Origin of the sequence: Neisseria weaveri (assembly GCF_900638685.1) — a bacterium.
GTDB classification, from domain to species: Bacteria; Pseudomonadota; Gammaproteobacteria; order Burkholderiales; family Neisseriaceae; genus Neisseria; species Neisseria weaveri.
Window position 1 is genome coordinate 1,259,218 of sequence record NZ_LR134533.1, and the last position, 23,298, is coordinate 1,282,515.

Consider the following 23,298-nt stretch of genomic DNA (forward strand, 5'->3'; position numbering starts at 1 on the left):
ACGGCCTTTCGAGCCCGCCATTATACCCCTTTATGATTTTCAGATGGCCTCCCGCACACAAAAGCCGTCTGAAAAACGCTATAATCAGCGGCAATATTCACTACTTTTCCGACACAAATCATGAAACCACGCAAAATCCTCGTTACCTCCGCCCTGCCGTATGCCAACGGCAGCATCCACTTAGGCCACATGGTCGAGCACATCCAAACCGACATCTGGGTGCGCTTCCAAAAAATGCGCGGCCACGAATGCCATTACTGCTGCGCCGACGACACCCACGGTACGCCCGTGATGCTGGCCGCCCAAAAACAAGGCATCAAACCCGAAGACATGATTGCCAAAGTGCGCGAAGAGCATTTGGCCGACTTCACCGGCTTCCACATCGGCTACGACAACTATTACAGCACCCATTCGCCTGAAAACAAACAGCTTTCCGAGCAAATCTACCTTGCACTCAAAGCCAACGGCAAAATCGAAAGCCGCGTCATCGAGCAGCTGTTCGACCCCGAAAAAAACATGTTCCTGCCCGACCGCTTCGTGAAAGGCGAATGCCCCAAATGCCACGCCAAAGACCAATACGGCGACAACTGCGAATCGTGCGGCACCACCTACTCGCCCACCGAGCTGATCAACCCCTATTCCGCCGTATCCGGCGCCACCCCCGTGCTGAAAGAATCCGAACACTTCTTCTTCAAACTGGGCGAGTGCGCCGACTACCTGAAAGAATGGACTTCAGGCAGCACCACGCTTTCAGACGGCCGCATCCAGGCGCACCTGCAACCCGAAGCCCTCAACAAAATGAACGAATGGCTGGGCGGCGGAGAAAACGGCGAAACCACCCTTTCCGATTGGGACATCAGCCGCGACGCACCTTATTTCGGCTTCGAAATCCCCGGCGCACCCGGCAAATATTTCTACGTTTGGCTCGACGCACCCGTCGGCTACATGGCCTCGTTCAAAAACCTGTGCGACCGCACCGGCCTGAATTACGACGAATATTTCCAAGCAGGCAGCCAAACCGAGATGTACCACTTCATCGGCAAAGACATTCTCTACTTCCACGCTCTGTTTTGGCCCGCCATGCTCAAATTCAGCGGCCACCGCGCCCCCACCGGCGTGTTCGCCCACGGCTTTTTAACCGTCGACGGCCAAAAAATGTCCAAATCGCGCGGCACCTTCATCACCGCCAAATCCTACCTCGACGGCGGCCTCAACCCCGAATGGATGCGCTACTACATCGCCGCCAAACTCAACAGCAAAATCGAAGACATCGACTTAAACCTGAACGACTTCATCGCCCGCGTCAACAGCGATTTGGTCGGCAAATACGTCAACATCGCCGCCCGCGCCGCAGGCTTTATCGCCAAACGCTTTGAAGGCCGTCTGAAAGACGTTTCAGGCAGTGAATTGGTACAAAAACTCGCCGCCGAGCGCGACAACATCGCCGCCGATTTCGAGCACCGCGAATACGCTAAAGCCCTGCGCGAAATCATGGCGCTGGCCGATGCCGTGAACGAATACGTCGATGCCAACAAACCGTGGGAATTGGCCAAACAAGAAGGCCAAGACGCGCGCCTGCACGAAGTATGCAGCGAGCTGATCAACGCCTTCAAAATCCTCAGCATCTACCTCGCGCCCGTGCTGCCCAAAGTCGCCGAACGTGCCGCCGCCTTTCTCAATCTCGACGGCCTGCGTTGGGCCGATGCCGCAACCGTGCTGCCCGAAGGCCACACCATCAACCAATACGAACATTTAATGCAACGAGTGGAGCAAAAACAAGTGGACGATTTAATCGAAGCCAACAAACAAAGCATTCAGACGGCCTCAGCCGAAGCCGCCCCCGCCGAAACCAACCAATACGCGCCCGTCGCCGAACAAGCGAGCTTCGACGACTTCATGAAAATCGACATGCGCGTTGCCAAAGTGCTGAACTGCGAAGCCGTTGAAGGCAGCACCAAACTGCTCAAATTCGACCTCGACTTCGGCTTTGAACAACGCATCATCTTCTCAGGCATCGCCGCCAGCTACCCCAACCCCGCCGAACTCAACGGCCGCATGGTCATCGCCGTTGCCAACTTCGCCCCGCGCAAAATGGCCAAATTCGGCGTATCAGAAGGCATGATCCTTTCCGCCGCCACGGCAGACGGCAAACTGAAGCTGCTGGACGTGGATGCAGGCACTCAGCCGGGGGATAAGGTGGGTTGATTTCTCCGATTTAAGCAATATCAATAAAGAAAGGCCGTCTGAAATTTCAGACGGCCTTTTTTGTTTTGGCGGTCATGTTTTGCAGAAGATATATGGTTTATCTGCTGCACCCTCCGGTTTAATAGCGGTAGGCCGCCAGCTTGCGTTTGATTTCCGGCAAGGCTTTCAGGGCGGCTTGTTCGCCCAGTTTGATGGCTTGGTTTTTTTGGTCGAAACCGCCGACTGCGCCGAGATGCTGTACTTGCGGGGTAATTACGACGTTGGCTTTTTTCAATTCTTGCCGCAAGGCTGTTTGGCTCATGATGTTCAGGCTTTGGTCGAGATAGGAGAAGAATCCGGACTCGGTCAGCTTGGACGGACGGGCGGAAATGTCGACGGCGATAACGAAGTTGGCGCCTTGGTTGCGGGCGGCGGTAACGGGGACGGGGGCGGAGAGGCCGCCGTCAACGTATTTTTGGCCGCTGATTACGGCGGGTTGGAAGATGTTGGGAATGCTGACGGAGGCGCGAACCGCTTGTCCGACGTTGCCGCGGTTGAAGGCAATCGCATCGCCGGTGCCGAAACGGGTGGCAACGGCAGCGAATTTGCGCGGGAAGGATTGGATGGTTTTATTGTTGACTTTGCGGTTGATGAAGTCTTGCAGTTTTTGGCCTTTGATGAAGCCGCTGGTGGACAGGGTGAGGTCGACCAAGCTGCTTTTTTCTAAAATTTCGGCTTCCAATTCCAGGCGGTCGGGCGACATGCCGCTGGCGTACAGGCTGCCGACAATCGAGCCTGCGCTGGTGCCGGTAACGACTTTGACGGGGATGTTGTGTTGTTCCAAAACTTTAATCACGCCGATGTGGGCGAAGCCTTTGGAAGCGCCGCCGCCTAAGGCCAAGCCGATGGTGGCGTGCGGTTTGGGGGCGGGTTTGGGAATGGAGGTGTGTACGGGCGGGGTGGTGGTGTCACAGGCGGCAATGCCGATGACGGCAGCGAGAACAAGGGCTGCGCGTTTTAAATAGAGGAAATTCATATTTTCAGACGGCCTTTGTGTGAGTAAAAACATTTTACCGGCTGGTTGCGGTATAACAGATGGGAAACGGAAAAACAGTATTGTACAAAACTATCAGGCCGTCTGAAAACTGTATTTTTCAGACGGCCTGATAAAATCGGCTTGTTATTCAGGCAGATGGTCGGCGAGAAAAGCCAAAGCAAAGGCAACGGCCTGTTCGCGTATTTTGTCTCGGCCGCCTTCAAACAGGGCGGTGCGCGCCCAAATACGCTGTTTACTTGCCAATCCGAACCATACTGTGCCGACGGGCTTGTCGTCGCTGCCGCCGGTGGGGCCGGCAATGCCGGAAATGCTGAGCGAGTAGTCGGCTTTGGCGGCCAGCAGTGCGCCCAAAGCCATTTCGCGCACGGTTTCTTCGCTGACGGCGCCGTAGTGGTCGAGCGTTTGCGCCTGTACGCCGAGCAGCTGTTGTTTGGCTTCGTTGCTGTACGTAACAAAGCCTGTGTCAAACCAGGCGGAGCTGCCGGGCAGTTGGGTCAGCTTGGCAGCCAACATGCCGCCGGTGCAGGATTCGGCGCAGGTAACGGTTTGTTTGTGTGCGTGCAGACGGGAAGTGACGGCTTCCAAAATATCCATAGTCGGTCTTTCTGAAGAAACGGTCAAACCGATGGTTTAAGCCCGATATCGGTTTGGCCGGATGAGAAACAGGCCGTCTGAAATTTCAGACGGCCTTAGGCTTATTTTTTGGCTTTAAAGCCGAGCAGGTGTTGCTGCGTGGCCAGCCATGCTCCGGCGATGCCGAGTGCGGCCACCACCAGCAATACGGCGGCGATTTCCCAAATATGGAAGAAACGCCATTCGATATTCAGGCCGTAGGGCGTGAAGATTCTTTGTACCAGCGGTTGCGATACCCGAATCAGCCAGGCGCACAGACCGAGGCTGACAATCACCGACAATACGCTCTGCCATGCGGCTTGATACAGGAACGGGCGGCGGATAAACGAAGCCGGTGCGCCCAAGAGCTTGGTAATCTCGATTTCTTCTTTGCGGCTGAGGATTTGCAGGCGTATGGTGTTGTGCGCCACCAAAACGAAAGCCACGCTCAGGGTAACGGCCAGAAACCAGAAAATGCGGTGCAGAAAATCGTTCATTTGATACAGCGTCTGCATCCATTCGGTATCGAGTTTGGCCGATTCGACCATGGGCAATTCGCTCAAGTCTTTTTGCAGTGCCTGCATGGCTTCCGGCGGCGTTTCGGGCTGGGGGGTAACGATGAATACGTCGGGCAGCGGGTTTTCTTCGAGCATGGATACCAGATTTTGGCCGCCCATACTTTCCTGCAGCTCGGTCAGGCCTTGCTGCTTGCCGATAAATTCGCTTTTTTCGATGCGTTTGTCTTGTTGCAGCAGCGTTTTGACTGCTTCGCCGTCAACTTCGTCGGCGCCCGGTTCCATATAAACGGTAATTTGCGGCGATTCGTTGAGCTTGCCCAATACGGCTTGCCCGCTTTGTACGCCCAAATACAGGGTGAGCGGCAAGGTCATGGCGATGGCCAGCATCAGCAGAATCAGCAGCGTGCCGAAAGGCTGTTTCAACAATTGGCGCGCGGCGTTGCGTGCGGATTCCCAGTGCAGAGATAAATAGTGGTTCATGATGTAAACCTGCCTCCCTGCAAACGCAGAATACGGTGGCCGTAATCGGCCATCAGGGTTTCGTCGTGTGCGGCCACAATCACGGTGGTGCCGGCTTCGTGGAAGGTTTTGAACAACTCCATAATGTCCAAAGCATAGGCGCGGTCGAGATTGGCCGAAGGTTCGTCGGCAATCAGCAGGCTGGGCTGGTGGACAACGGCACGGGCGATGCACAGGCGTTGCTGTTCGCCGCCGGACAGGGTGACCGGATCGGCGGTTTCGCGTCCGCCCAAGCCGACTTTTTCAATGGCGATGCGGGCGCGTTTGTCGGCTTGTTTGGCGTCGTAGCCGATAATCCGCAGCGGCAGTAAAACATTTTCCAAGACGCTTCTGTCGTACAGGATTTTGTGGTCTTGGAACACGATGCCGATGTGTTGGCGCATAAAGCCGATCTGGTTGTCGTTGAGGCTGCCGATGTCTTGGTTGTTCATCCAAACTTTGCCTTCGGTCGGTTTGGTGATGCCTGCAATCAGTTTGAGAATGGTGGATTTGCCTGCGCCGGAATGTCCGGCCACAAAAATCATCTCGCCTTTGTTGATGGTGAAACTCACGTTTTTCAGCGCCTGAAAGCCGCCGGGATAGGTTTTGGAAACTTGTTCGAAACGAATCATAAAAACTTGCTCGCTGGTTATTTTCAGACGGCCTGTCTGTTTAAGCACAGAGGCCGTCTGAATAAGGATAACTTTGATTATACCGAATAATTCCTGTTTCTGTCGGCTGATAATCCTTTATAATGCGGTTGGTTTGCCGCTGCTGAAGCCGCTGCAAAAACAGATCAAACAGTTTTCAGACGGCCTGTTCGAGGTCGTCTGAAAAAATGAAAACGAAGGAACACGCCATGTTAAGCCCCGAACAAGTTAAAGCCATGATCGAAGCCGTTTTGCCCTGCCAATATTTGGAAGTGGAAGGCGACGGCCATCACTTTTTCGCCGTGATCGTATCCGAAGCCTTTGAAGGCAAAGCACGTTTGGCGCGCCACCGTTTGGTGAAAGACGGTTTGGCCGAGAAGCTGGCAAGCAATGAATTGCACGCTTTATCGATTTCCACCGCCGCCACGCCTGCGGAATGGGCAGCCAAGCAGCAGGGTTAATCTTTTGGCAGTTAAAATAGGGAAGTTGAAGTATCAAAGGCCGTCTGAAAATTCAGACGGCCTTGTTTATTGGGTTTGTTGAAATCAGCTGCCCTGACCGTCGTCGATCAGCGCATCCACAAACGCACGCGCGTCAAACGGGCGCAAGTCGTCGATGCTCTCGCCCACACCGATATAGCGTACCGGAATCGGGCGGCTGGAAGCGAGTGCAGCCAGAATGCCGCCTTTGGCCGTACCGTCGAGCTTGGTCACGATCAGGCCGGTCAGGCCGAGTGCGTCGTCAAACGCCACCACTTGGTTGACGGCGTTTTGGCCGATATTGGCATCCAGCACCACGATGATTTCATGCGGCGCGTCGGGCATGGATTTTTGCAGCACGCGCTTTACTTTTTTGATTTCTTCCATCAAATGCAGCTGGGTCGGCAGGCGGCCTGCGGTGTCGGCCAGCACGATGTCTATACCGCGCGCTTTGGCGGCTTCTACGGCATCGAAGCAGACGGCGGCGGAGTCGCCCGTGCTTTGCGAAATCACGGTAACGCCGTTGCGCGCGCCCCATTCCTGCAACTGCTCGCGTGCAGCGGCGCGGAAGGTATCGCCTGCGGCCAACAATACCGACTTGCCTTGCGATTGGAAATATTTGGCCAGTTTGCCGATGGAAGTGGTTTTGCCCGCGCCGTTGATGCCGGCCAGCATAATCACAAACGGCTGGCCGTTATCAGGAATCACCAGCGGCTGTTCAAGCGGTTTGATTAAATCGTAAATCGCATCTTTCAACGCGCCGCGCAGCTCGTTGCCGTCTTTCAAACCGCGCAGCGATACGCGTTTGCGTACGTCTTTCATCAGATAATCGGTGGCTTCCATGCCCATATCACTGGTAATCAGCACGGTTTCCAATTCTTCATACAGGTCTTCGTCGATTTGGCCGCCGCCGAATACGCCGGCCAGCGATTTGGCCATATGGTCGCGCGATTTGGTCAGACCTTGTTTCAAACGTGCAGCCCAGCCGAGTTTGGCCGGTTCGGGTTTGGGTTCTTCCTTCACGGCGGGAACGGCAGGTACGGAAGCGGTGTCGGAAGTATGATCTTCTTCAACGGCAGCTTCGGCTTGCGGTTCGTTTTCGGTTTCATTGGGCATGGCAGCCGTTGCAGCGGGGATTTCGGCAGCGGTTTCGGGAGTGGCGACGGGCTGTTGAACGGCCGGGGAAGCCGGTTCAGATATAGCGTCGGCAATGGGGTTTGGCTCGGACTTTTTTGGCGCGGCGCTTTCCGCCGGTTCGGTTTCCGGCTGCGGCTCTGCTGCGGTTTCTACGGCCGACGGTGCGGCTTCCGGTGTGATTTCTTCCGGCGTTTCTTGTTTTTTCTTGCGTTTAAAGAAGCTGAACATAAGGATTCCCTTGTGGTTAACCGAAAATGGCGGCGGTGCGGACAGAATTCCGCCGACTGGCGGGGGTTATGTTTTCCGCATGGTTTGTGGGCGGTTAATTGTAGCGTATTTTCAGCGTTTTCCCGATATTTTTGCGTAAGGTGCGGCAAAGTGTGTGCCGGAACGGCAGGAGGCCGTCTGAAAATTCTGCGTCTTGTTTATGAAATTGATAGAAGCTATCATTTGTTTGTGCTTAATTTTTGATTAAAGGCTTTTTATGTTATGCCGTTTGGTTTTACCTTTGTTGTTGGCCTGTGCTTTTCCTGTGTGCGCGGAAACGGTATCGCGCACGCTGCCCAATGGTTTGAAAGTGGTGGTGAAGGAAGACAGACGCGCGCCGGTGGCGGTTTCGCAGATTTGGTACAAGGTGGGCAGCGTGGACGAGCAGCCCGGAAAAACAGGCTTGAGCCATGCTTTGGAACACATGATGTTTAAGGGTACGGCGGCGGTGCCGTCGGGCGAGTTCAGCCGTCTGATTTCGGCTTGGGGCGGGCAGTTAAACGCTTATACCAACCGCAACGAAACGGTTTATTACGAAAACATTGCGGCGGCGAATCTGCCGAAAGTGCTGGAGCTGGAAGCCGACCGTATGCAGAACCTGAACTTCAGCGATGCGGAATTTTTAAATGAAATGAATGTGATCCGCGAAGAACGCCGCCAGCGTACCGACGACAGCGCAGGCGGAAAGTTGTGGGAACATGTGTTTATCAACACGTTTGAAAATCCGGCTTTGAGAGCACCGGTTATCGGTTATATGGCGGATTTGGACAAGCTGAAAGCCGATGATTTGCGCGAATGGTACCGGCAATGGTATGCGCCGAACAATGCGGTTTTGGTGGTGGTGGGCGATGTGGACGCGCAGGAAACCGTGAAAAAGGCGGAGGCTTTGTTCGGCCGGATTGCTGCGAAACCTTTACCGAACCGCAATAATCTGGCCGAACGGCAGCAGCGGCAGGCCGTCGTTGCGTCAACCGATTCGGCAGTAACGCGCCAGCCTTTGTCGGCTTTGTCGTTCCGCGTTCCCGGCTTGAATCCCGAGCGTTTGGACGAGCGTATGCCTTATGCGTTGAGCGTGTTGGCATCGGTGTTGGGCGGACATTCTTCCAGCCGTTTTGACGCGGGCTTGGTGCGCGGGCGCAAAGTGGCGTTGAGTGCGGGTGCGGTTTACGACATGATGAGCCGCGAGCTGCCTCTGTTTCATATTTTCGTGATGCCGTCTGAAGGAAAAACAGTCGAAGAAGTGCTGGCGTTGGTTCGTGCGGAGATTGCCGACATTGCGGCCAACGGGATTTCCCAAGCGGAATTGCAGCGTGTGCGCAACCGTATCACGGCTGAAAAAGTTTATGCCCAAGATTCGATGACCGAGCAGGCTTCGGTTATCGGGCGTTTGGAAACGCACGGTTTCCGTTATCAGGACGAAGACGAAATCCGGCGCAGGCTGTTGGCGGTAAGCGCGGAAGAAGTACGCGCGGCGGCGGCATTGCTGACGGCAGACCGTTCCAGCCAAGTTACGGTTTATCCTGCCAAGGCGGCAGCGAAATAAAGAGGGTTGAGGCCGTCTGAAAATTCAGACGGCCTCACGGCAACACAATAGAAAGTAGATTATGTTTGCAAAAAAACTATTATGGGCGGCTTTGCTGATGCCGGTGGCGGCGCAGGCTTCCATCGACATCCAGCGTTGGACGACGGCGGAAGGAACGCAGATTCTGCTGGTGGAGCGGCATGAAAATCCGATTGTGGACATGCGTATCAGCTTTAAAGGTGCGGGCAGCGTGTTTAATCCTGCCGGCAAAGGCGAATTGGCGGAGTTTGCCGCCGCGCTGCTGTTGTCGGGAACGGAAAAATTGGACGAAGAAGCGTTTCACGCGCGAAGTAACGATTTGGCCGTCGATATCGGCAGCAGCAGCGGCGAAGAAACGGCGGCGTTGACATTCCGCAGCTTGAGCCGCAGCGAAAACCTGTTGCCGACTTTGGATTTGGTCAATCAGGCGCTGGTGTCGCCCCGTTTCGATACGGCGGTGTTCGAGCGTAACCGCAGCCAAAGCATCACGGCGTTGCAGCAAAGCGAACGCAAGCCCGGATTTGTGGCCGACCGCGCGTTAACGCGTTTGATGTATCCCGATCACCCTTACGGCAACGGTGCCAATGTCAGCGTGGAAAGTTTGGGTAAGATGAGTCTGGACGATATCCGCGCGTTTTACCGCAGCCGTTACGGCAAACAAAATGCGGTTGTGGCCATTGTCGGCGATGTGGACAGGCAGCAGGCGGAAAAAATGGCGGCCAAAGCATTGGATAAACTGCCGCAAAAACCGCAGCACGGTCATGCCGTTGCGCCTGTGCCCGAACAAAAAGCACGGCATCAAGCCATACCGTTTCCGGGCGAACAGGCGCAGATTGTGATGGGTATGCCGCTGATCAAACGACATGATCCCGATTATTATGCTCTGGTTGCCGGTAATTATGTGTTGGGCGGCGGCGGTTTCGACAGCAGGCTGATGAAGGTCTTGCGCGACCGGCACGGCTATACTTACGGTGCGTACAGCCGTTTGTCGCCAATGACCGAGGCCGGCGGATTGGGTATCGCCTTTTCCACCAAAAAAGCCAACGCCGCGCCTGCATTGGCGGCTGCAAAAAAAGTATTGGCCGGATTTATTGCCGAAGGGCCGACCGAAGCTGAATTGAAGCAGGCAAAAGACAATATCATCGGCAGTTTTCCGCTGCGGTTCGACAGCAATGCCAAGCTGCTCAATTACTTGAGTCTGATCGGCGTACACAATTTGCCGTCCGATTATTTGGAGGCTTATCCGAAAGCCATCGAAGCATTGACGGCGGAGCAGGTAAAAGAGGTGTGGCAGCGCAGGGTCAATCCCAATAAGCTGCATACCGTGATTGTGGGCGGTAAAGCCAAAGGCAAGGCCGAATAAACCCTTGAGGCCGTCTGAAAAAATGTACGGTTTTTTCAGACGGCCTTTCCGATATTTCATCATTAAGGATTGCAATATGACAGCAGCAGAATTGCAGGATTTTCTCCACCGCAATATTCCGGCTTCCGCTTCTTTGAAGCTCGCAGTAACCGAAAGCAGCCCTCAGCGCGTGGCCCTGCTGGCACCGTTGGCAGCAAACTGCAACCACCACCATACTGTTTTCGGCGGCAGCATCGCGCTGCTGGCCACTCTGTGCGCTTGGTCGCTGGTTCATCTGAATTATCCCGAATACAACGGAAAAATCGTGATTCAAGACGGGCAGACCCGTTATCTCAAACCTGCCAAGGGCGATTTGACGGCGGTATCCGAAGCGCACAATCCGCAAGATTGGGAAGATTGCGGCCAAATGCTGGCCGAGCGGGGTAAAGGCAAAATCAATGTGGCCTGTACTTTATGGAGTGAAGGAATATTGGTTGCGGAGTTTACCGGTCGCTATGTTGTTTTATTGTAATGTCTGACAAATAGAATGCTTGGATAAGAAAATCAATAAATTGTATGTAAAATCCGATATTTTTCATTGAAATGCGCTGATGGGATTATAAATCTCATTAAGTTATTCAAGTTTTGGAGGCAAGCTGTATCGTTTTTTTCGATACGGCTTGTTCTTTTTCATATATTTAAAAGCTATAATTCCGCCCGAAAAAATCGGTTGGTAAAGGCGGGTAATGAAAAAAGATATTTTCTGGGTGGCAATCTATACGTTATTGTTGTTGGTAAGCGAAATGGCTTACCGTTTTGTTTTTAATGTGCCGGAATTGTCCCGGCCTTGGGAAGCGGCGGCAATTATTGCTGTTTTTTTGGTGCTGTTTTATTGTGCAAAATACCGGCTGACGCGTTTCTTTATCGCTTTATTTTTCGGCTTGAGTACGGTGGTCAATAATGTGCATTATGCCGTTTATGAGAGCTGGATAAACAGTACCAATTATCTGTTGGCGGTTACCGAGATAACTGAAGTTGCCGGTGCCGGAATGGCTATGTTGGATAAGGTTGTGCCGGTGGTTTTGTGGGGTGTGGCGGAGACGTTGCTGTTTATCTCCATCGGCAGGTTCAGAAGAAAAACAGGCATTTGGGCAGACGGCGTGTTTGCTGTTTTCTTTATCTATATGTTTATCCGTGCTTTTACCACCAGCAACGACATTGGTTTGACGCCTAGAACCAATTACAGCAGGCTGAAATCGAATGCGTTTGCGTTCAGTTCGTTTATCGGCAGAACGCTGCCTTATGAATTGTTGGAATTGAGCGACTTGTCGAACTATTCGCATCCTACGCCGCAAGTGGTGTCTGCACCTAAGTTTAAAAACATTATTTTTATCGTGGGCGAGAGTTTCAGCGCAAAGCATGTTCATCACTTCGGTTATCCGCGCGAATCAACGCCGTTTTTAGATTCGTTTGCCCAAAATTATCCCGATGCGGTTTTAAAACCCGCTTATGCGGCAGGATTGGGTACGGCGATTTCGCTTCCGGCGCTATTTAATGCCGTGCCTTATCCCAACGGGTTGACACATATTGTCAAAGGGGATACCAATTTATTCAAACTGGCGCAACAACAAGGCTTTAAAACGTCTTTCCATTCTTCCCAGCCGGAATGGGAAATGGAAATCTTGGGACTGATGGGCAAAAAATGGATTGATGAAGTGACTTTTCCCACCCAAGCGGGAATGTCGGTCAGAGAGGCCATGAACGACCATAAAGTGTTGCCGTATCTGTATCAAAGTCCGTTGCGGCAGGGGCAGAACTTTATCGTGCTGCATCAGCGCGGTTCGCATGTGCCTTACGGTAAGTATTTGGAATCGAAGCAGTTTGGCGGCAATACGCCGTTAGACAATTATGACAGTACGATTTGGGATACCGATTTATATATCCGCAAAGTGTTTGAATTTTTATCGAAACAGAAAACCGACGATTGGCTGCTGATTTATACGTCTGATCACGGTCAGAACGTAACCGACGAAGTTTACAATCAAGGTACGGCTGCCGAAGGTTCGTATTCCGTTCCCTTGATGATTTATACGCCGAATCGGACTTTGCAGCAGCAGATGAGCCGGCAGTTTGAACAATGTAAAACGATGTTTCACCAACAGCTCTCGACTCTGCTGATTTCGGTGATGGGATACGGTATGCCGGTGTCGGATTGCCGATCGGGCGTAGTTAATGCCAATCTTTTGACGGGCAATTCCGGCTATCTGCAAGTGGAAAACGGTGAAGTGAAATTCGTTTATCCAAACGGAAAACAGTAAATGGTTTTTGAATGAATAAAGGCCGTCTGAATTTTCAGACGGCCTTTTTGTTTTGGCGGGTAAGTAAGGCGCGGATTTGATTTTTATCCGGTGTTTTGCCGTCTGGCATTGCAGTTTGAATTTGTCGTGTGCTATTTCAAACTGTTTGATTTTCTATATATTTCTTATTAAATATAAATAAAAACAATTTGCATTAATATTAAAATGATTATATAAAGTGGAAAATATCTGAAGATTGATTTCATTATGTTTGTTGCGTTTCTGATTATGCTGCGCGAAGGTATCGAAGCGGCGTTGATTGTCGGCATTATTGCCGGCTTCCTCAGACAGTCGGGGCATAGCCAATTGATGCCGAAAGTGTGGACGGGTGTGGTTTTGGCGGCTTTGCTCTGCTTGGCCTTGGGTGTGGGATTGAATGCGGTAACCGGTGAAATTCCACAAAAGCAGCAAGAGTTGGTTGTCGGCGTGATCGGTTTGGTTGCTGCCGCCATGATTACTTTTATGGTGTTTTGGATGAAAACCGCAGCGGTATCGGTGAAGCGTCAGGTAAAGGCATCGGTTCAGACGGCCTTGAATAAAGGGCGCGGTCAGGGTTGGGCTCTGGTCGGTATGGCATTTTTGGCAGTAGCCAGAGAAGGTTTGGAAAGTGTGTTTTTCCTGTTGGCGGTATTCGGTCAAAGCCCGACGGCGGCCATGCCGGTCGGTGCGGTTTTGGGGTTGTTGTGTGCGGTGGTAATCGGTGTGTTGGTGTATCAGGGCGGTATGCGTTTGAACTTGGAAAAATTTTTCTGTTGGACGGGTGTGTTTTTAATTTTTGTTGCGGCGGGGCTGTTGGCGGGTTCGCTGCGCGCGCTGCATGAGGCAGGGGTGTGGAATTTGATGCAGGAAGTGGTGTTTGATACTTCGTCGGTGTTGCATGAGGACAGCCCGTTGGGCGTGCTGCTCGGTGGTTTCTTCGGTTATACCGACCATCCTACCCGGGGAGAAGTATGGGTATGGCTGCTTTATTGCATTCCTGCTTTGATTTGGTTTTTGAGAGGAAACCGGCTTGCTTCGGCGAGTTGAAATATTTAAGGAAGATGAGGGTAAAAATGAAAAAATTGAATGTTATGAGCGTGTCTGTATTGTTGGCTTTGGGTTTGAGCGCGTGCCAACCGCCTGAAGCCGAAAAAACCGCCGCTCCGGCTTCGGGGGCTGCTGTGCCTGCAAGTAATGCGGACGGTTCGGTGAACATTGCGGTAAACGATTCTGCCTGCGACCCGATGGAATTGACCGTGCCCAGCGGCCAAAATGTGTTCAATATCAAAAACAACAGCGGCCGCAAGCTGGAATGGGAAATTCTGAAAGGCGTGATGGTGGTGGACGAGCGCGAAAATATCGCACCGGGCTTGTCGGACAAAATGACGGTTACGCTGCTGCCGGGCGAGTATGAAATGACCTGCGGCCTGCTGACCAATCCGCGCGGTAAGTTGGTGGTAACCGACAGCGGTTTCAAAGTAACCGAAGACCAAGCCAATTTGGATAAATTGGCTCAGCCGCTGGCGGATTATAAAGTGTATGTTCAGGCCGAAGCCAAAGAGTTGGCAGCCAAGACAGAAGAATTTGTTGCGGCGGTGAAAGCGGCGGATATTGAAAAGGCGAAATCGCTGTTTGCTTCTACCCGTGTCCACTATGAAAGAATTGAGCCTATTGCCGAGCTGTTCAACGAATTGGACCCTGCCATCGACGCGCGTGAAGACGATTTTAAAGACGGCCCTAAAGATGCGGCATTTACCGGTTTCCACCGTATCGAATATGCGTTGTGGATTGAGAAAGACGTGTCCGGCGTTCAGGAAGTGGCCGATAAGCTGCTGGCAGATGTGAATGCGCTGCAGAAAGAAATCGATGTATTGTCGTTCCCGCCGAATAAAGTCGTGGGCGGTGCTGCGGTGTTGGTTGAAGAAGTGGCCGGCAGCAAAATCAGCGGAGAGGAAGACCGTTACAGCCGCACGGATTTGAGCGACTTCCAAGCCAATATCGACGGTGCGCAGAAGATTGTCGATCTGTTCCGTCCGATGATTGCCGAGCGCAATCAGGCTTTATTGGAAAAAATCGATTCCGACTTCAAAGATGTGAACACGATTTTGGAAAAATATAAAACTGCAGACGGCTTCCTGCCTTATGACAAGCTGACCGAGGAAGACCGTAAAATGCTGCAAGCGCCGATTAATGCTTTGGCTGAAGAATTGGCGCAGCTGCGCGGCACATTGGGCTTGAGCTAAGCCCGGATTTTCAGACGGCCTTTCGGAAACGGAGGCCGTCTGAAATTTATTGAAGCCGATAAAAAGGCCGGTTGATGCAGATTTATCCTGCACTGCGGCTGCAAACTGATTTGGACGGTATCCAATAATTTTGGAAGCCGGTAATTGTGGAAAACAGGGATTGCCTTTTCCGTATCGTGAAGTTGTAAGGCGACTCCGAATGGCACAGCCATCAAGCCGGCGATAAAGTCGTGATGGTGTCGGACGGGACGGTGTTTATTGATTTCGGGCAGCAGGCCTATGCCGTTACCTTAAATCGGGGCGGGTTTTAGTCGTGCACAAAGACGTTGTGCACAGACCGCGTTCGGAATATGAATGTGCCATTGTCTTAATTGAAACGGCCAACGAGGCCGTCTGAAAAAATCAACATGGAACAAAGGTTATGGAACAAGAAAAATTTCCCCAACAACCTGAAAAGCGGACACTATTGAAAACCATTGCAGCCGCCGGTGCCGCCGGCGTGGCTGCTGCTTCCGGCGGTTTTGCTTGGGGCAGAAAAGCCGGCAGAAGCGAAGAGGCTGCCGAACAATTGCAGCACTCGGCGCAAAGCTATGATTGCTACGGCAAACATCAGGCCGGCATTACCACGCCGCATCAGCAGTTCGGCATTATGGCCGCGTTTGACGTATCGGCCAAAAACATTAAAGAGTTGGAAAACCTGTTCCGCATTATTACCGACCGCATCGTGTTTCTAACCCAAGGCGGCGAACTTCAGGACGGTGATGCCAAATTGCCGCCTGCAGGCAGCGGTATTCTCGGCAAGGTCATCAGGCCGGACGGTTTGACCGTGACGGTCAGCGTCGGTGCCAGCCTGTTTGACCAACGTTTCGGCTTGGCCGCCAAAAAGCCCAAACATCTTCAAGAAATGCGCGATTTTCCGAACGATAAATTGCAGGCGGAATGGTGTGACGGCGACATCAGCATACAATTTTGCGCATTTACTCCGGAAACTTGTCAAAACGCGTTGCGCGACATCATCAAACATACTTCCAGATTGGCCGTGCCGCGCTGGTGTTTGGACGGCTTCCTGCCCAAAACCGAGCCGGGTGCGGCACCGCGCAACTTATTGGGATTTAGAGACGGTTCCGCCAATCCCGATGTGAGCAATCCCCAAACTGCCGATGCGGTATTGTGGACGGGTGTTGCGGAAAACAGTTTGGACGAACCGGCTTGGGCGACAAACGGCACATATCAGGCCGTGCGCATTATCAGGCACTTTGTCGAATTTTGGGACAGAACGCCGCTGCAGGAGCAGGAAGCGATTTTCGGGCGTGAGAAATACAGCGGTGCGCCTTTGGGCGGCAAAAGCGAACATGAAACGCCCGATTACGGCAAAGACCCGGAAGGAAAAGTGGTTCCGGCAGACAGCCATATCCGTATAGCCAATCCGCAAACGGCTGAATTTAAGAAAAAGCATTTGCTGTTCCGCCGGCCGTTTAATTATTCGCGCGGTTTGGCCAAATCCGGCCAGCTTGATGTCGGTTTGCTGTTTATCTGTTACCAAGCCAATCTTTCAGACGGCTTTATTTTCGTGCAAAACCTGCTCAATCTCGAGCCTTTGGAAGAATATATCAGCCCTTTCGGCGGCGGCTTTTTCTTTACTTTGCCGGGTGTTGAACAAGGCGGTTTTTTGGGACAAAGCCTGATTTTGGGGTAGGAAAACAACACAGGCCGTCTGAAAATCAAGCTGATAACGGCATGAATCAACGGAATGCCGAAAGGATAATGTAGAATGCAGCGGAGCTGTTTGGCTGAATAAACCGATTAATTAAAGGGATAAATAATGCATTACTCAAAATTATTATTGGCAGGTGCGGCGGTATTGATGGCAGCGGGTTGCGCCACCGAAACCTCGCGCAGTGTCGAAGTAGTCAAAGTGGCTTCTTATAACACCCAATATCACGGCGTACGCGCTCCGATTTCCGTAGGCAGTTTCGACAACCGTTCAAGCTTCCAAAAAGGCGTGTTCTCAGACGGCGAAGACCGTTTGGGCAGTCAAGCGAAAACCATTCTGGTTACCCATTTGCAGCAGACCAACCGCTTCAACGTGCTTAACCGCACGCAGTTGAGCGCATTGAAACAGGAGGCCGGTATCAGCGGTCGTGCACAAAACCTGAAAGGCGCGGAATATGTAATTACCGGTGACGTAACCGAATTCGGCCGCAAAGATGTGGGCGACCATCAGCTGTTCGGTCTTTTGGGGCGCGGCAAGTCGCAAATTGCTTACGCCAAGGTTGCCTTGAATGTCGTAAACGTGCGTACCTCCGAAATTGTGTATTCAGTGCAAGGCGCGGGCGAATACTCGCTGTCTAACCGCGAAATCATCGGCTTCGGCGGCACGGCAGGCTATGATGCCACGTTGAACGGTAAAGTATTGGACTTGGCGATTCGCGAAGCGGTAAACAATTTGGTCAACGGCATCGAGAGCGGTGCATGGACACCTGTCCGCTAATACAGAGGCCGTCTGAGAAATGAAGACCAAAGTTTTAAATATTGCATTAACCGCCACTTGTGCCATTGGTTTGAGTGCCTGCGGCTCCGGCCCGAAAAGCCTGTATTACTGGGGCGATTATACGGAAAACGTATATGAGCGCCTAAAAGACAACGGCAAGCCGGTCGGCGAGCAGATCGACAAAATGGAAAAATATTTCCAAAAAGCAAGCAACAACCAGCAAAGTGCCGCCCCGGGCGCACATGCCCATATGGGTTTGTTGCTGATTGATGCCGGTCAAAACCAACAGGCATTGGCGCAATTTGAAAAAGAGAAGCAGCTGTTTCCGGAATCCGGATCATTTATGGATTTTCTTTTGAAAAATGCAAAAGGAGAAAAGTAAATGGGAAACAAATGGTTGAAGATGATTCCGATTGCAGCGGCTCTGTTTTTGTCCGCTTGCGCCGTAACTCCGCCCAAACCGTATGATTACAGTGCCTTTAAAGAAAGCAATCCCAAGTCTATTTTGGTTTTGCCTCCTTTAAACGAGTCGCCGGAAGTCAAAGCAACGGCGGGTATGGCAGCTTCGTCCATCGCGCCGTTGGCGGAGTCGGGTTACTATGTGTATCCGCCTGCAGTGGTTGCCGAGACGTTTAAACAAAACGGTTTAACCCATCCTGCTGAAATCCATGAAGTCAAATTAGACAAACTTCATGAGATTTTCGGAGCGGATGCGGTGATGTATATCACCATTAAAAATTATGGTACGACTTACCAAGTAATTCAAAGTGATACCCGTGTGACGGCACAAGCCAAGCTGGTGGATGCCAAGACAGGAAAAGAAATCTGGTCTGGCTCCGCAACCGCTTCTTCCGTAGAAAACGAGGGTAATAACGGCTTGTTGGTTATGCTGGTGAAAGCCGTAGTTGATCAGGTCGTGGGTACGTTAAGCGACCGCGGTTTCGATATCGCACAAATTACCGGTGCACGTTTGCTGTCTGCCGGCGCGCGTGACGGTATTTTATATGGTCCGCGTTCGTCCCATTATCAAACCCAACCGGGTAAGTTTAAGTAAACAGCTTTAATGTGCAGGAGGCCATCTGAAATTTTCAGACGGCCTTTTTATATCAAAAATACGCAGTCTTGTTTGATAGCCGTTATCAACGTATGAAGGGCAGCTTTCGGAGAGCGGTTGGAGAAACTCTCGGAAGCAATGGCGGAAGAATTAAGAATAGTTAATTCTATTTAATTAAATTTAAATAAGCTAAAAAACACATTGTGATTTTCAAACGGCAAAAAATGCCCGATTCTTACATCGTCAAATTAATGTAATGATAATCGTTATCAAAAAATCTTTGAATTTATTAGGGTTTTTTCAGAAAAAATCACCGCCCCAACTTTCAAACAGCCTCGAAATTGGATACAATAAGAAAGCATTTACCAGCATTTTATGTTAACAATTTAGGTATAAACCCATGTTGGCTAATTACTTTCCCGTACTCGTTTTTATCCTCGTCGGCTTGATAGCCGGTGTGGTGTTCCTGACTCTGGGCAATATTTTAGGTCCGAAACGCCACTATGCGGAAAAAGACGCACCGTTTGAATGCGGTTTCGAAGCTTTCGAAAACGCACGCATGAAGTTTGATGTGCGTTATTACTTGGTTGCGATTTTATTTATCCTTTTCGATTTGGAAATCGCTTTTATGTTTCCATGGGCGGTTGTGTTCAAAGAATTGGGCGCATTCGGCTTTTGGTCGATGTTCGTGTTTATCGTGATTCTGACGATAGGCTTTATTTATGAATGGAAAAAAGGCGCTTTAGAATGGGAATAGAAGGCGTTTTAAGCAAAGGTTTCGTGACCACCAGCGCCGATACCGTGCTTAACTATATGCGTACCGGTTCGTTGTGGCCGGTTACTTTCGGTTTGGCATGCTGTGCAGTGGAGATGATGCATGCCGGTATGGCACGTTATGACCTGGACCGTTTCGGTATTATTTTCCGTCCGTCTCCCCGTCAATCCGACTTGATGATTGTAGCCGGAACCTTGTGTAACAAAATGGCTCCGGCTTTGCGTCGTGTTTATGACCAAATGGCTGAGCCGCGTTGGGTATTGTCTATGGGTTCGTGTGCCAATGGCGGCGGTTATTACCACTACTCTTATTCGGTAGTGCGCGGTTGTGACCGTATTGTGCCGGTAGACGTGTATGTTCCCGGTTGTCCGCCGACAGCCGAAGCACTGATTTACGGTTTGATTCAGTTGCAGCAGAAGATCAAACGTACTTCGACAATTGCACGGGACTAGGAGGGTGTGATGGCTGATGTGAAAACATTGCAGGAAATTGCCATTCGTGTATTAGGCGATAAGGCATCCCAAGTTTTGCTGGCTTTTGGCGAAGTAACGGTGGAGTGCGCAGCAAAAGATTATTTGGACGTCATGACTACATTGCGTGATCATGAAGAGCTGAATTTTGAGCTGCTGGTTGATTTGTGTGGTGTGGATTACAGTACTTATAAGAACCAGCCTTGGGAAGGTAAGCGGTTTGCGGTTGTGAGTCAGCTGTTGTCTGTGGCCAATAACCAGCGCGTCCGCGTGCGTGTATGGGTGGATGACGATGATTTTCCGCTGGTGGAATCAGTGGTTCACATTTATAACAGTGCGGATTGGTATGAACGGGAAGCGTTCGACCTGTTCGGTATTATGTTTAACAACCACCCCGATTTGCGCCGTATTTTAACGGATTACGGTTTTGTCGGACATCCGTTCCGTAAAGACTTCCCGATTTCCGGTTATGTGGAGATGCGCTACGACGAAGCCGAGAAGCGGGTGGTTTACCAACCTGTAACAATTGAACCGCGTGAGATTACGCCGCGTATCGTCCGCGAGGAGAACTACGGTGGCTAATAAATTAAGAAATTATACGATTAACTTCGGTCCGCAACACCCTGCTGCGCACGGTGTATTACGTATGGTGCTTGAGCTGGATGGTGAAACAATTGTCCGCGCCGATCCGCATATCGGTTTATTGCACCGCGGTACTGAAAAATTGGCTGAAACCCGCACCTATTTACAGGCATTGCCGTATATGGACCGTTTGGATTATGTATCCATGATGGTTAATGAACAGGCTTATTGTCTGGCAATCGAAAAGCTGTTGGGCATTGATATTCCAGTGCGAGCAAAATATATCCGCACTATGTTTGCGGAAGTAACACGTATTTTGAATCATTTGATGGGCGTGGGTGCGCATGCGTTGGATATCGGTGCGATGACTGCTATTTTGTATGCATTCCGTGACCGTGAAGAGCTGATGGATTTGTATGAAGCTGTTTCCGGTGCACGTATGCATGCTGCGTATTTCCGCCCGGGCGGCGTTTATCGCGATTTGCCTGATTTTATGCCTAAATATGAATCGAGCAAATTCCGTAACGCTAAAGTGTTGAAAGAGCTGAATCAAGGCCGAGAAGGCAGTATGCTTGATTTCATCGATCATTTCTGTGAGCGTTTCCCTAAACGCATCGATGAGTTGGAGACTCTATTGACCGATAACCGTATTTGGAAACAGCGTACGGTGGGTATCGGTGTTGTTTCTCCCGAGCGAGCCATGCAAAAAGGTTTTACCGGCGTTATGTTACGCGGTTCCGGTGTGGAGTGGGATATCCGCAAGAAACAGCCATATGAAATCTATGACAAATTGGATTTCGATATTCCGGTGGGTGTAAATGGCGACTGTTATGATCGCTATTTGTGCCGTGTTAATGAAATGCGTCAATCTGTTCGTATTATGAAGCAATGTGCAGACTGGTTGCGCGCAAACCCGGGTCCTGTAATTGTAGAAAACCATAAGGTTGCTCCGCCCAAGCGTACTGATATGAAAATCGGTATGGAAGATTTGATCCATCACTTCAAATTGTTTACTGAGGGTATGCACGTTCCGGAGGGTGAAACCTATACTGCCGTTGAACATCCGAAAGGCGAGTTTGGTATTTATATGATTTCAGACGGCGCCAATAAACCTTACCGTCTGAAAATCCGAGCTCCCGGTTTTGCACACCTGCAAGGTATAGATGAAATGTCGCGAGGCCATATGTTGGCTGACGTGGTGGCAATCATCGGTACACAAGACATCGTATTCGGGGAGGTAGACCGATAATGTTATCCGCTGAATCTTTAAAACAAATTGATGTTGAATTGGCGAAATATCCTGCTGATCAACGTCGTTCTGCCATCATGGGCGCATTGCGAATCGCACAGACCGAGTTGCGTTATTTGAAACCGGAAGTTATTGAGTTTGTTGCAGATTATATCGGTATTGCACCCGCTGCAGCTTACGAAGTGGCCACTTTCTACAACATGTATGATTTGCATCCTGTTGGTAAATATAAATTAACCGTGTGCACCAACCTGCCTTGTGCTTTAAGAGGTGGTGTCAATGCGGCCGAATATCTGAAGCAGAAGTTGGGTATCGGTTTTGGAGAGACAACTTCAGACGGCCTTTATACGCTTATGGAAGGCGAGTGTATGGGGGCTTGCGGAGATGCTCCGGTGATGTTGGTAAACAACCATAAAATGTGCAGCTTTATGACTGAAGATGCAATTGAGAAAAAACTGGCGGAGTTGAAATAATGGCAATTTATCAATCCGGCGTAATTTTTGATCAAGTAGATACTACTTCTCCAGATTGCTGGACTTTGGAGTCGTATAAGGCTCGCGGTGGTTATCAGGCTTTACGTAAAATTCTGACAGAAAATCTTTCCCAAGATGATGTGATTTCCGAAGTGAAAGCGTCAGGTTTGCGTGGTCGGGGCGGTGCCGGTTTCCCTACAGGCTTGAAGTGGAGCTTTATGCCGCGTTCTTTCCCCGGTGCCAAATATGTTGTTTGCAATACCGATGAAGGCGAGCCCGGTACGTTTAAAGACCGCGATATTATCAATTTCAATCCTCATGCTTTGATTGAGGGCATGATCATCGCAGGTTACGCAATGGGCGCTGAGGCAGGATATAACTATATCCATGGCGAAATCTTTGAAGGCTATCAACGTTTTGAGCAAGCATTGGCAGAAGCGCGTGAAGCGGGTTTCTTAGGTAAAAACATTATGGGCACAGACTTCTCTTTTGAGCTGTTTGCCCATCATGGTTACGGTGCTTATATCTGCGGTGAAGAAACTGCATTGTTGGAATCTCTGGAAGGCAAAAAAGGACAGCCACGTTTTAAACCGCCTTTCCCGGCTTCATTCGGGTTATATGGTAAGCCTACGACGATTAACAATACTGAAACCTTTGCTTCTGTTCCGTTTATTATTCGTGACGGCGGTAAGACTTTTGCCGACATCGGTATTGAAAATGCGGGAGGTACCAAACTGTTTTCTATTTCCGGTCATGTGGAGCGCCCTGGTAATTATGAAGTTCCTTTGGGGACGCCATTCGCCAAGTTGTTGGAAATGGCGGGCGGTATGCGTAACGGTAAAAAATTAAAAGCGGTTATTCCGGGAGGTTCATCTGCGCCTGTATTGCCGGGTGATGTGATGATGACTTTAAACATGGATTACGACTCTATTGCTAAAGCAGGGTCCATGTTGGGTTCAGGTGCAATTATCGTTATGGATGAAGATGTGTGCATGGTAAAAGCTTTGGAAAGACTGAGCTATTTCTACCATGAAGAATCTTGTGGTCAATGTACACCTTGCCGTGAAGGTACAGGTTGGCTGTATCGTGTCGTACACCGTATTGCTGAAGGTAAAGGCCGTCCTGAAGATTTGGAGTTGTTGGATTCCGTGGGTAACAACATGGCCGGTCGTACGATTTGCGCCTTGGCTGATGCTGCTGTTTTCCCTGTCCGCAGCTTTACCAAGCATTTTCGTGCCGAGTTTGAATACTATATCGAACACGGTAAGCCGATGAAAGAACACCGTTGGTGCTAAATGTACCTATGTGTCATTAGGATAG

General features: G+C 50.8%; 23 protein-coding genes. 18 read left to right on the forward strand and 5 right to left on the reverse strand.

The annotated features are described in order from the left end of the window. Positions 1–120 precede the first annotated feature (120 nt). Positions 121–2,205: a methionine--tRNA ligase gene (metG, locus tag EL309_RS06105; RefSeq protein ID WP_004285752.1), complete on the forward strand. Its 2,085-nt coding sequence runs from the start codon at positions 121–123 to the stop codon at positions 2,203–2,205. A 118-nt stretch (positions 2,206–2,323) separates the two neighbouring features. On the opposite strand, the gene EL309_RS06110 is transcribed toward metG, so the two are convergent. The 4 genes from EL309_RS06110 to ftsE form a co-directional block, all read right to left on the reverse strand. Next, entirely contained in the window at positions 2,324–3,220 is an 897-nt protein-coding gene (locus EL309_RS06110; RefSeq protein WP_004285183.1) for a patatin-like phospholipase family protein, read from the reverse strand. Between the two features lie 144 nt (positions 3,221–3,364). Beyond that, positions 3,365–3,835, reverse strand: coding sequence for a nicotinamide-nucleotide amidase (gene pncC / locus EL309_RS06115; RefSeq protein WP_004285182.1), 471 nt, complete (start codon positions 3,833–3,835; stop codon positions 3,365–3,367). A gap of 101 nt (positions 3,836–3,936) precedes the next feature. Continuing rightward, entirely contained in the window at positions 3,937–4,851 is a 915-nt protein-coding gene (ftsX, locus tag EL309_RS06120) for a permease-like cell division protein FtsX (protein WP_004285181.1), read from the reverse strand. Continuing rightward, positions 4,848–5,501 (reverse strand): cell division ATP-binding protein FtsE, encoded by a 654-nt coding sequence (gene ftsE, locus EL309_RS06125; protein WP_036494579.1) that lies wholly within the window; start codon positions 5,499–5,501, stop codon positions 4,848–4,850. The genes ftsX and ftsE overlap by 4 nt, the downstream gene beginning before the upstream one ends. Positions 5,502–5,728: 227 nt before the next feature. Between ftsE and EL309_RS06130 the strand changes: the two genes are divergently transcribed. Then, the gene (locus EL309_RS06130; protein ID WP_004285757.1) at positions 5,729–5,980 is read left to right on the forward strand and encodes a BolA family protein; all 252 of its coding nucleotides are present in this window, start codon (positions 5,729–5,731) and stop codon (positions 5,978–5,980) included. Positions 5,981–6,064: 84 nt separating this feature from the next. Here the strand turns inward: EL309_RS06130 and ftsY are convergent, their stop codons facing one another. Beyond that, positions 6,065–7,363: a signal recognition particle-docking protein FtsY gene (gene ftsY / locus EL309_RS06135; RefSeq protein ID WP_004285177.1), complete on the reverse strand. Its 1,299-nt coding sequence runs from the start codon at positions 7,361–7,363 to the stop codon at positions 6,065–6,067. 256 nt (positions 7,364–7,619) lie between these two features. Between ftsY and EL309_RS06140 the strand changes: the two genes are divergently transcribed. The 16 genes from EL309_RS06140 to nuoF all read left to right on the forward strand — a co-directional run bounded on the left by EL309_RS06140 (position 7,620) and on the right by nuoF (position 23,273). Then, positions 7,620–8,945 (forward strand): M16 family metallopeptidase, encoded by a 1,326-nt coding sequence (locus tag EL309_RS06140; protein ID WP_004285175.1) that lies wholly within the window; start codon positions 7,620–7,622, stop codon positions 8,943–8,945. Between the two features lie 61 nt (positions 8,946–9,006). After that, on the forward strand, positions 9,007–10,326 hold the full coding sequence (locus EL309_RS06145; RefSeq protein ID WP_004285174.1) for a M16 family metallopeptidase: 1,320 nt from the start codon (positions 9,007–9,009) through the stop codon (positions 10,324–10,326). A 76-nt stretch (positions 10,327–10,402) separates the two neighbouring features. Next, entirely contained in the window at positions 10,403–10,837 is a 435-nt protein-coding gene (locus EL309_RS06150) for a YiiD C-terminal domain-containing protein (protein WP_004285173.1), read from the forward strand. Between the two features lie 214 nt (positions 10,838–11,051). Continuing rightward, on the forward strand, positions 11,052–12,623 hold the full coding sequence (locus EL309_RS06155; RefSeq protein WP_004285172.1) for a phosphoethanolamine transferase: 1,572 nt from the start codon (positions 11,052–11,054) through the stop codon (positions 12,621–12,623). 246 nt (positions 12,624–12,869) lie between these two features. Beyond that, entirely contained in the window at positions 12,870–13,688 is an 819-nt protein-coding gene (gene efeU / locus EL309_RS06160; protein WP_004285171.1) for an iron uptake transporter permease EfeU, read from the forward strand. A 26-nt stretch (positions 13,689–13,714) separates the two neighbouring features. Next, positions 13,715–14,884 (forward strand): iron uptake system protein EfeO, encoded by a 1,170-nt coding sequence (efeO, locus tag EL309_RS06165; RefSeq protein WP_004285170.1) that lies wholly within the window; start codon positions 13,715–13,717, stop codon positions 14,882–14,884. 421 nt (positions 14,885–15,305) lie between these two features. Beyond that, complete coding sequence (gene efeB / locus EL309_RS06170; RefSeq protein ID WP_004285169.1) at positions 15,306–16,580, forward strand: iron uptake transporter deferrochelatase/peroxidase subunit; 1,275 nt, start codon at positions 15,306–15,308, stop codon at positions 16,578–16,580. A gap of 126 nt (positions 16,581–16,706) precedes the next feature. After that, the gene (locus EL309_RS06175; RefSeq protein ID WP_004285168.1) at positions 16,707–17,375 is read left to right on the forward strand and encodes a CsgG/HfaB family protein; all 669 of its coding nucleotides are present in this window, start codon (positions 16,707–16,709) and stop codon (positions 17,373–17,375) included. Between the two features lie 19 nt (positions 17,376–17,394). Further along, positions 17,395–17,757, forward strand: coding sequence for a DUF4810 domain-containing protein (locus EL309_RS06180; protein WP_004285167.1), 363 nt, complete (start codon positions 17,395–17,397; stop codon positions 17,755–17,757). Continuing rightward, positions 17,758–18,429 (forward strand): DUF799 domain-containing protein, encoded by a 672-nt coding sequence (locus EL309_RS06185; RefSeq protein ID WP_004285166.1) that lies wholly within the window; start codon positions 17,758–17,760, stop codon positions 18,427–18,429. Between the two features lie 400 nt (positions 18,430–18,829). Further along, entirely contained in the window at positions 18,830–19,186 is a 357-nt protein-coding gene (locus EL309_RS06190) for an NADH-quinone oxidoreductase subunit A (protein ID WP_004285165.1), read from the forward strand. Further along, positions 19,177–19,656: a NuoB/complex I 20 kDa subunit family protein gene (locus tag EL309_RS06195; RefSeq protein ID WP_004285164.1), complete on the forward strand. Its 480-nt coding sequence runs from the start codon at positions 19,177–19,179 to the stop codon at positions 19,654–19,656. The genes EL309_RS06190 and EL309_RS06195 overlap by 10 nt, the downstream gene beginning before the upstream one ends. Positions 19,657–19,665: 9 nt before the next feature. Continuing rightward, positions 19,666–20,256 (forward strand): NADH-quinone oxidoreductase subunit C, encoded by a 591-nt coding sequence (locus tag EL309_RS06200; RefSeq protein WP_004285163.1) that lies wholly within the window; start codon positions 19,666–19,668, stop codon positions 20,254–20,256. Then, entirely contained in the window at positions 20,249–21,505 is a 1,257-nt protein-coding gene (nuoD, locus tag EL309_RS06205; protein ID WP_004285162.1) for an NADH dehydrogenase (quinone) subunit D, read from the forward strand. Before EL309_RS06200 ends, nuoD begins: the two co-directional genes overlap by 8 nt. Beyond that, positions 21,505–21,978 carry an NADH-quinone oxidoreductase subunit NuoE gene (nuoE, locus tag EL309_RS06210; RefSeq protein ID WP_004285161.1) on the forward strand — a complete coding sequence of 158 codons (474 nt, stop codon included), beginning with the start codon at positions 21,505–21,507 and terminating at the stop codon, positions 21,976–21,978. The genes nuoD and nuoE overlap by 1 nt, the downstream gene beginning before the upstream one ends. Then, positions 21,978–23,273: an NADH-quinone oxidoreductase subunit NuoF gene (gene nuoF, locus EL309_RS06215; protein WP_004285160.1), complete on the forward strand. Its 1,296-nt coding sequence runs from the start codon at positions 21,978–21,980 to the stop codon at positions 23,271–23,273. Before nuoE ends, nuoF begins: the two co-directional genes overlap by 1 nt. The last annotated feature ends 25 nt before the right edge of the window (positions 23,274–23,298 follow it).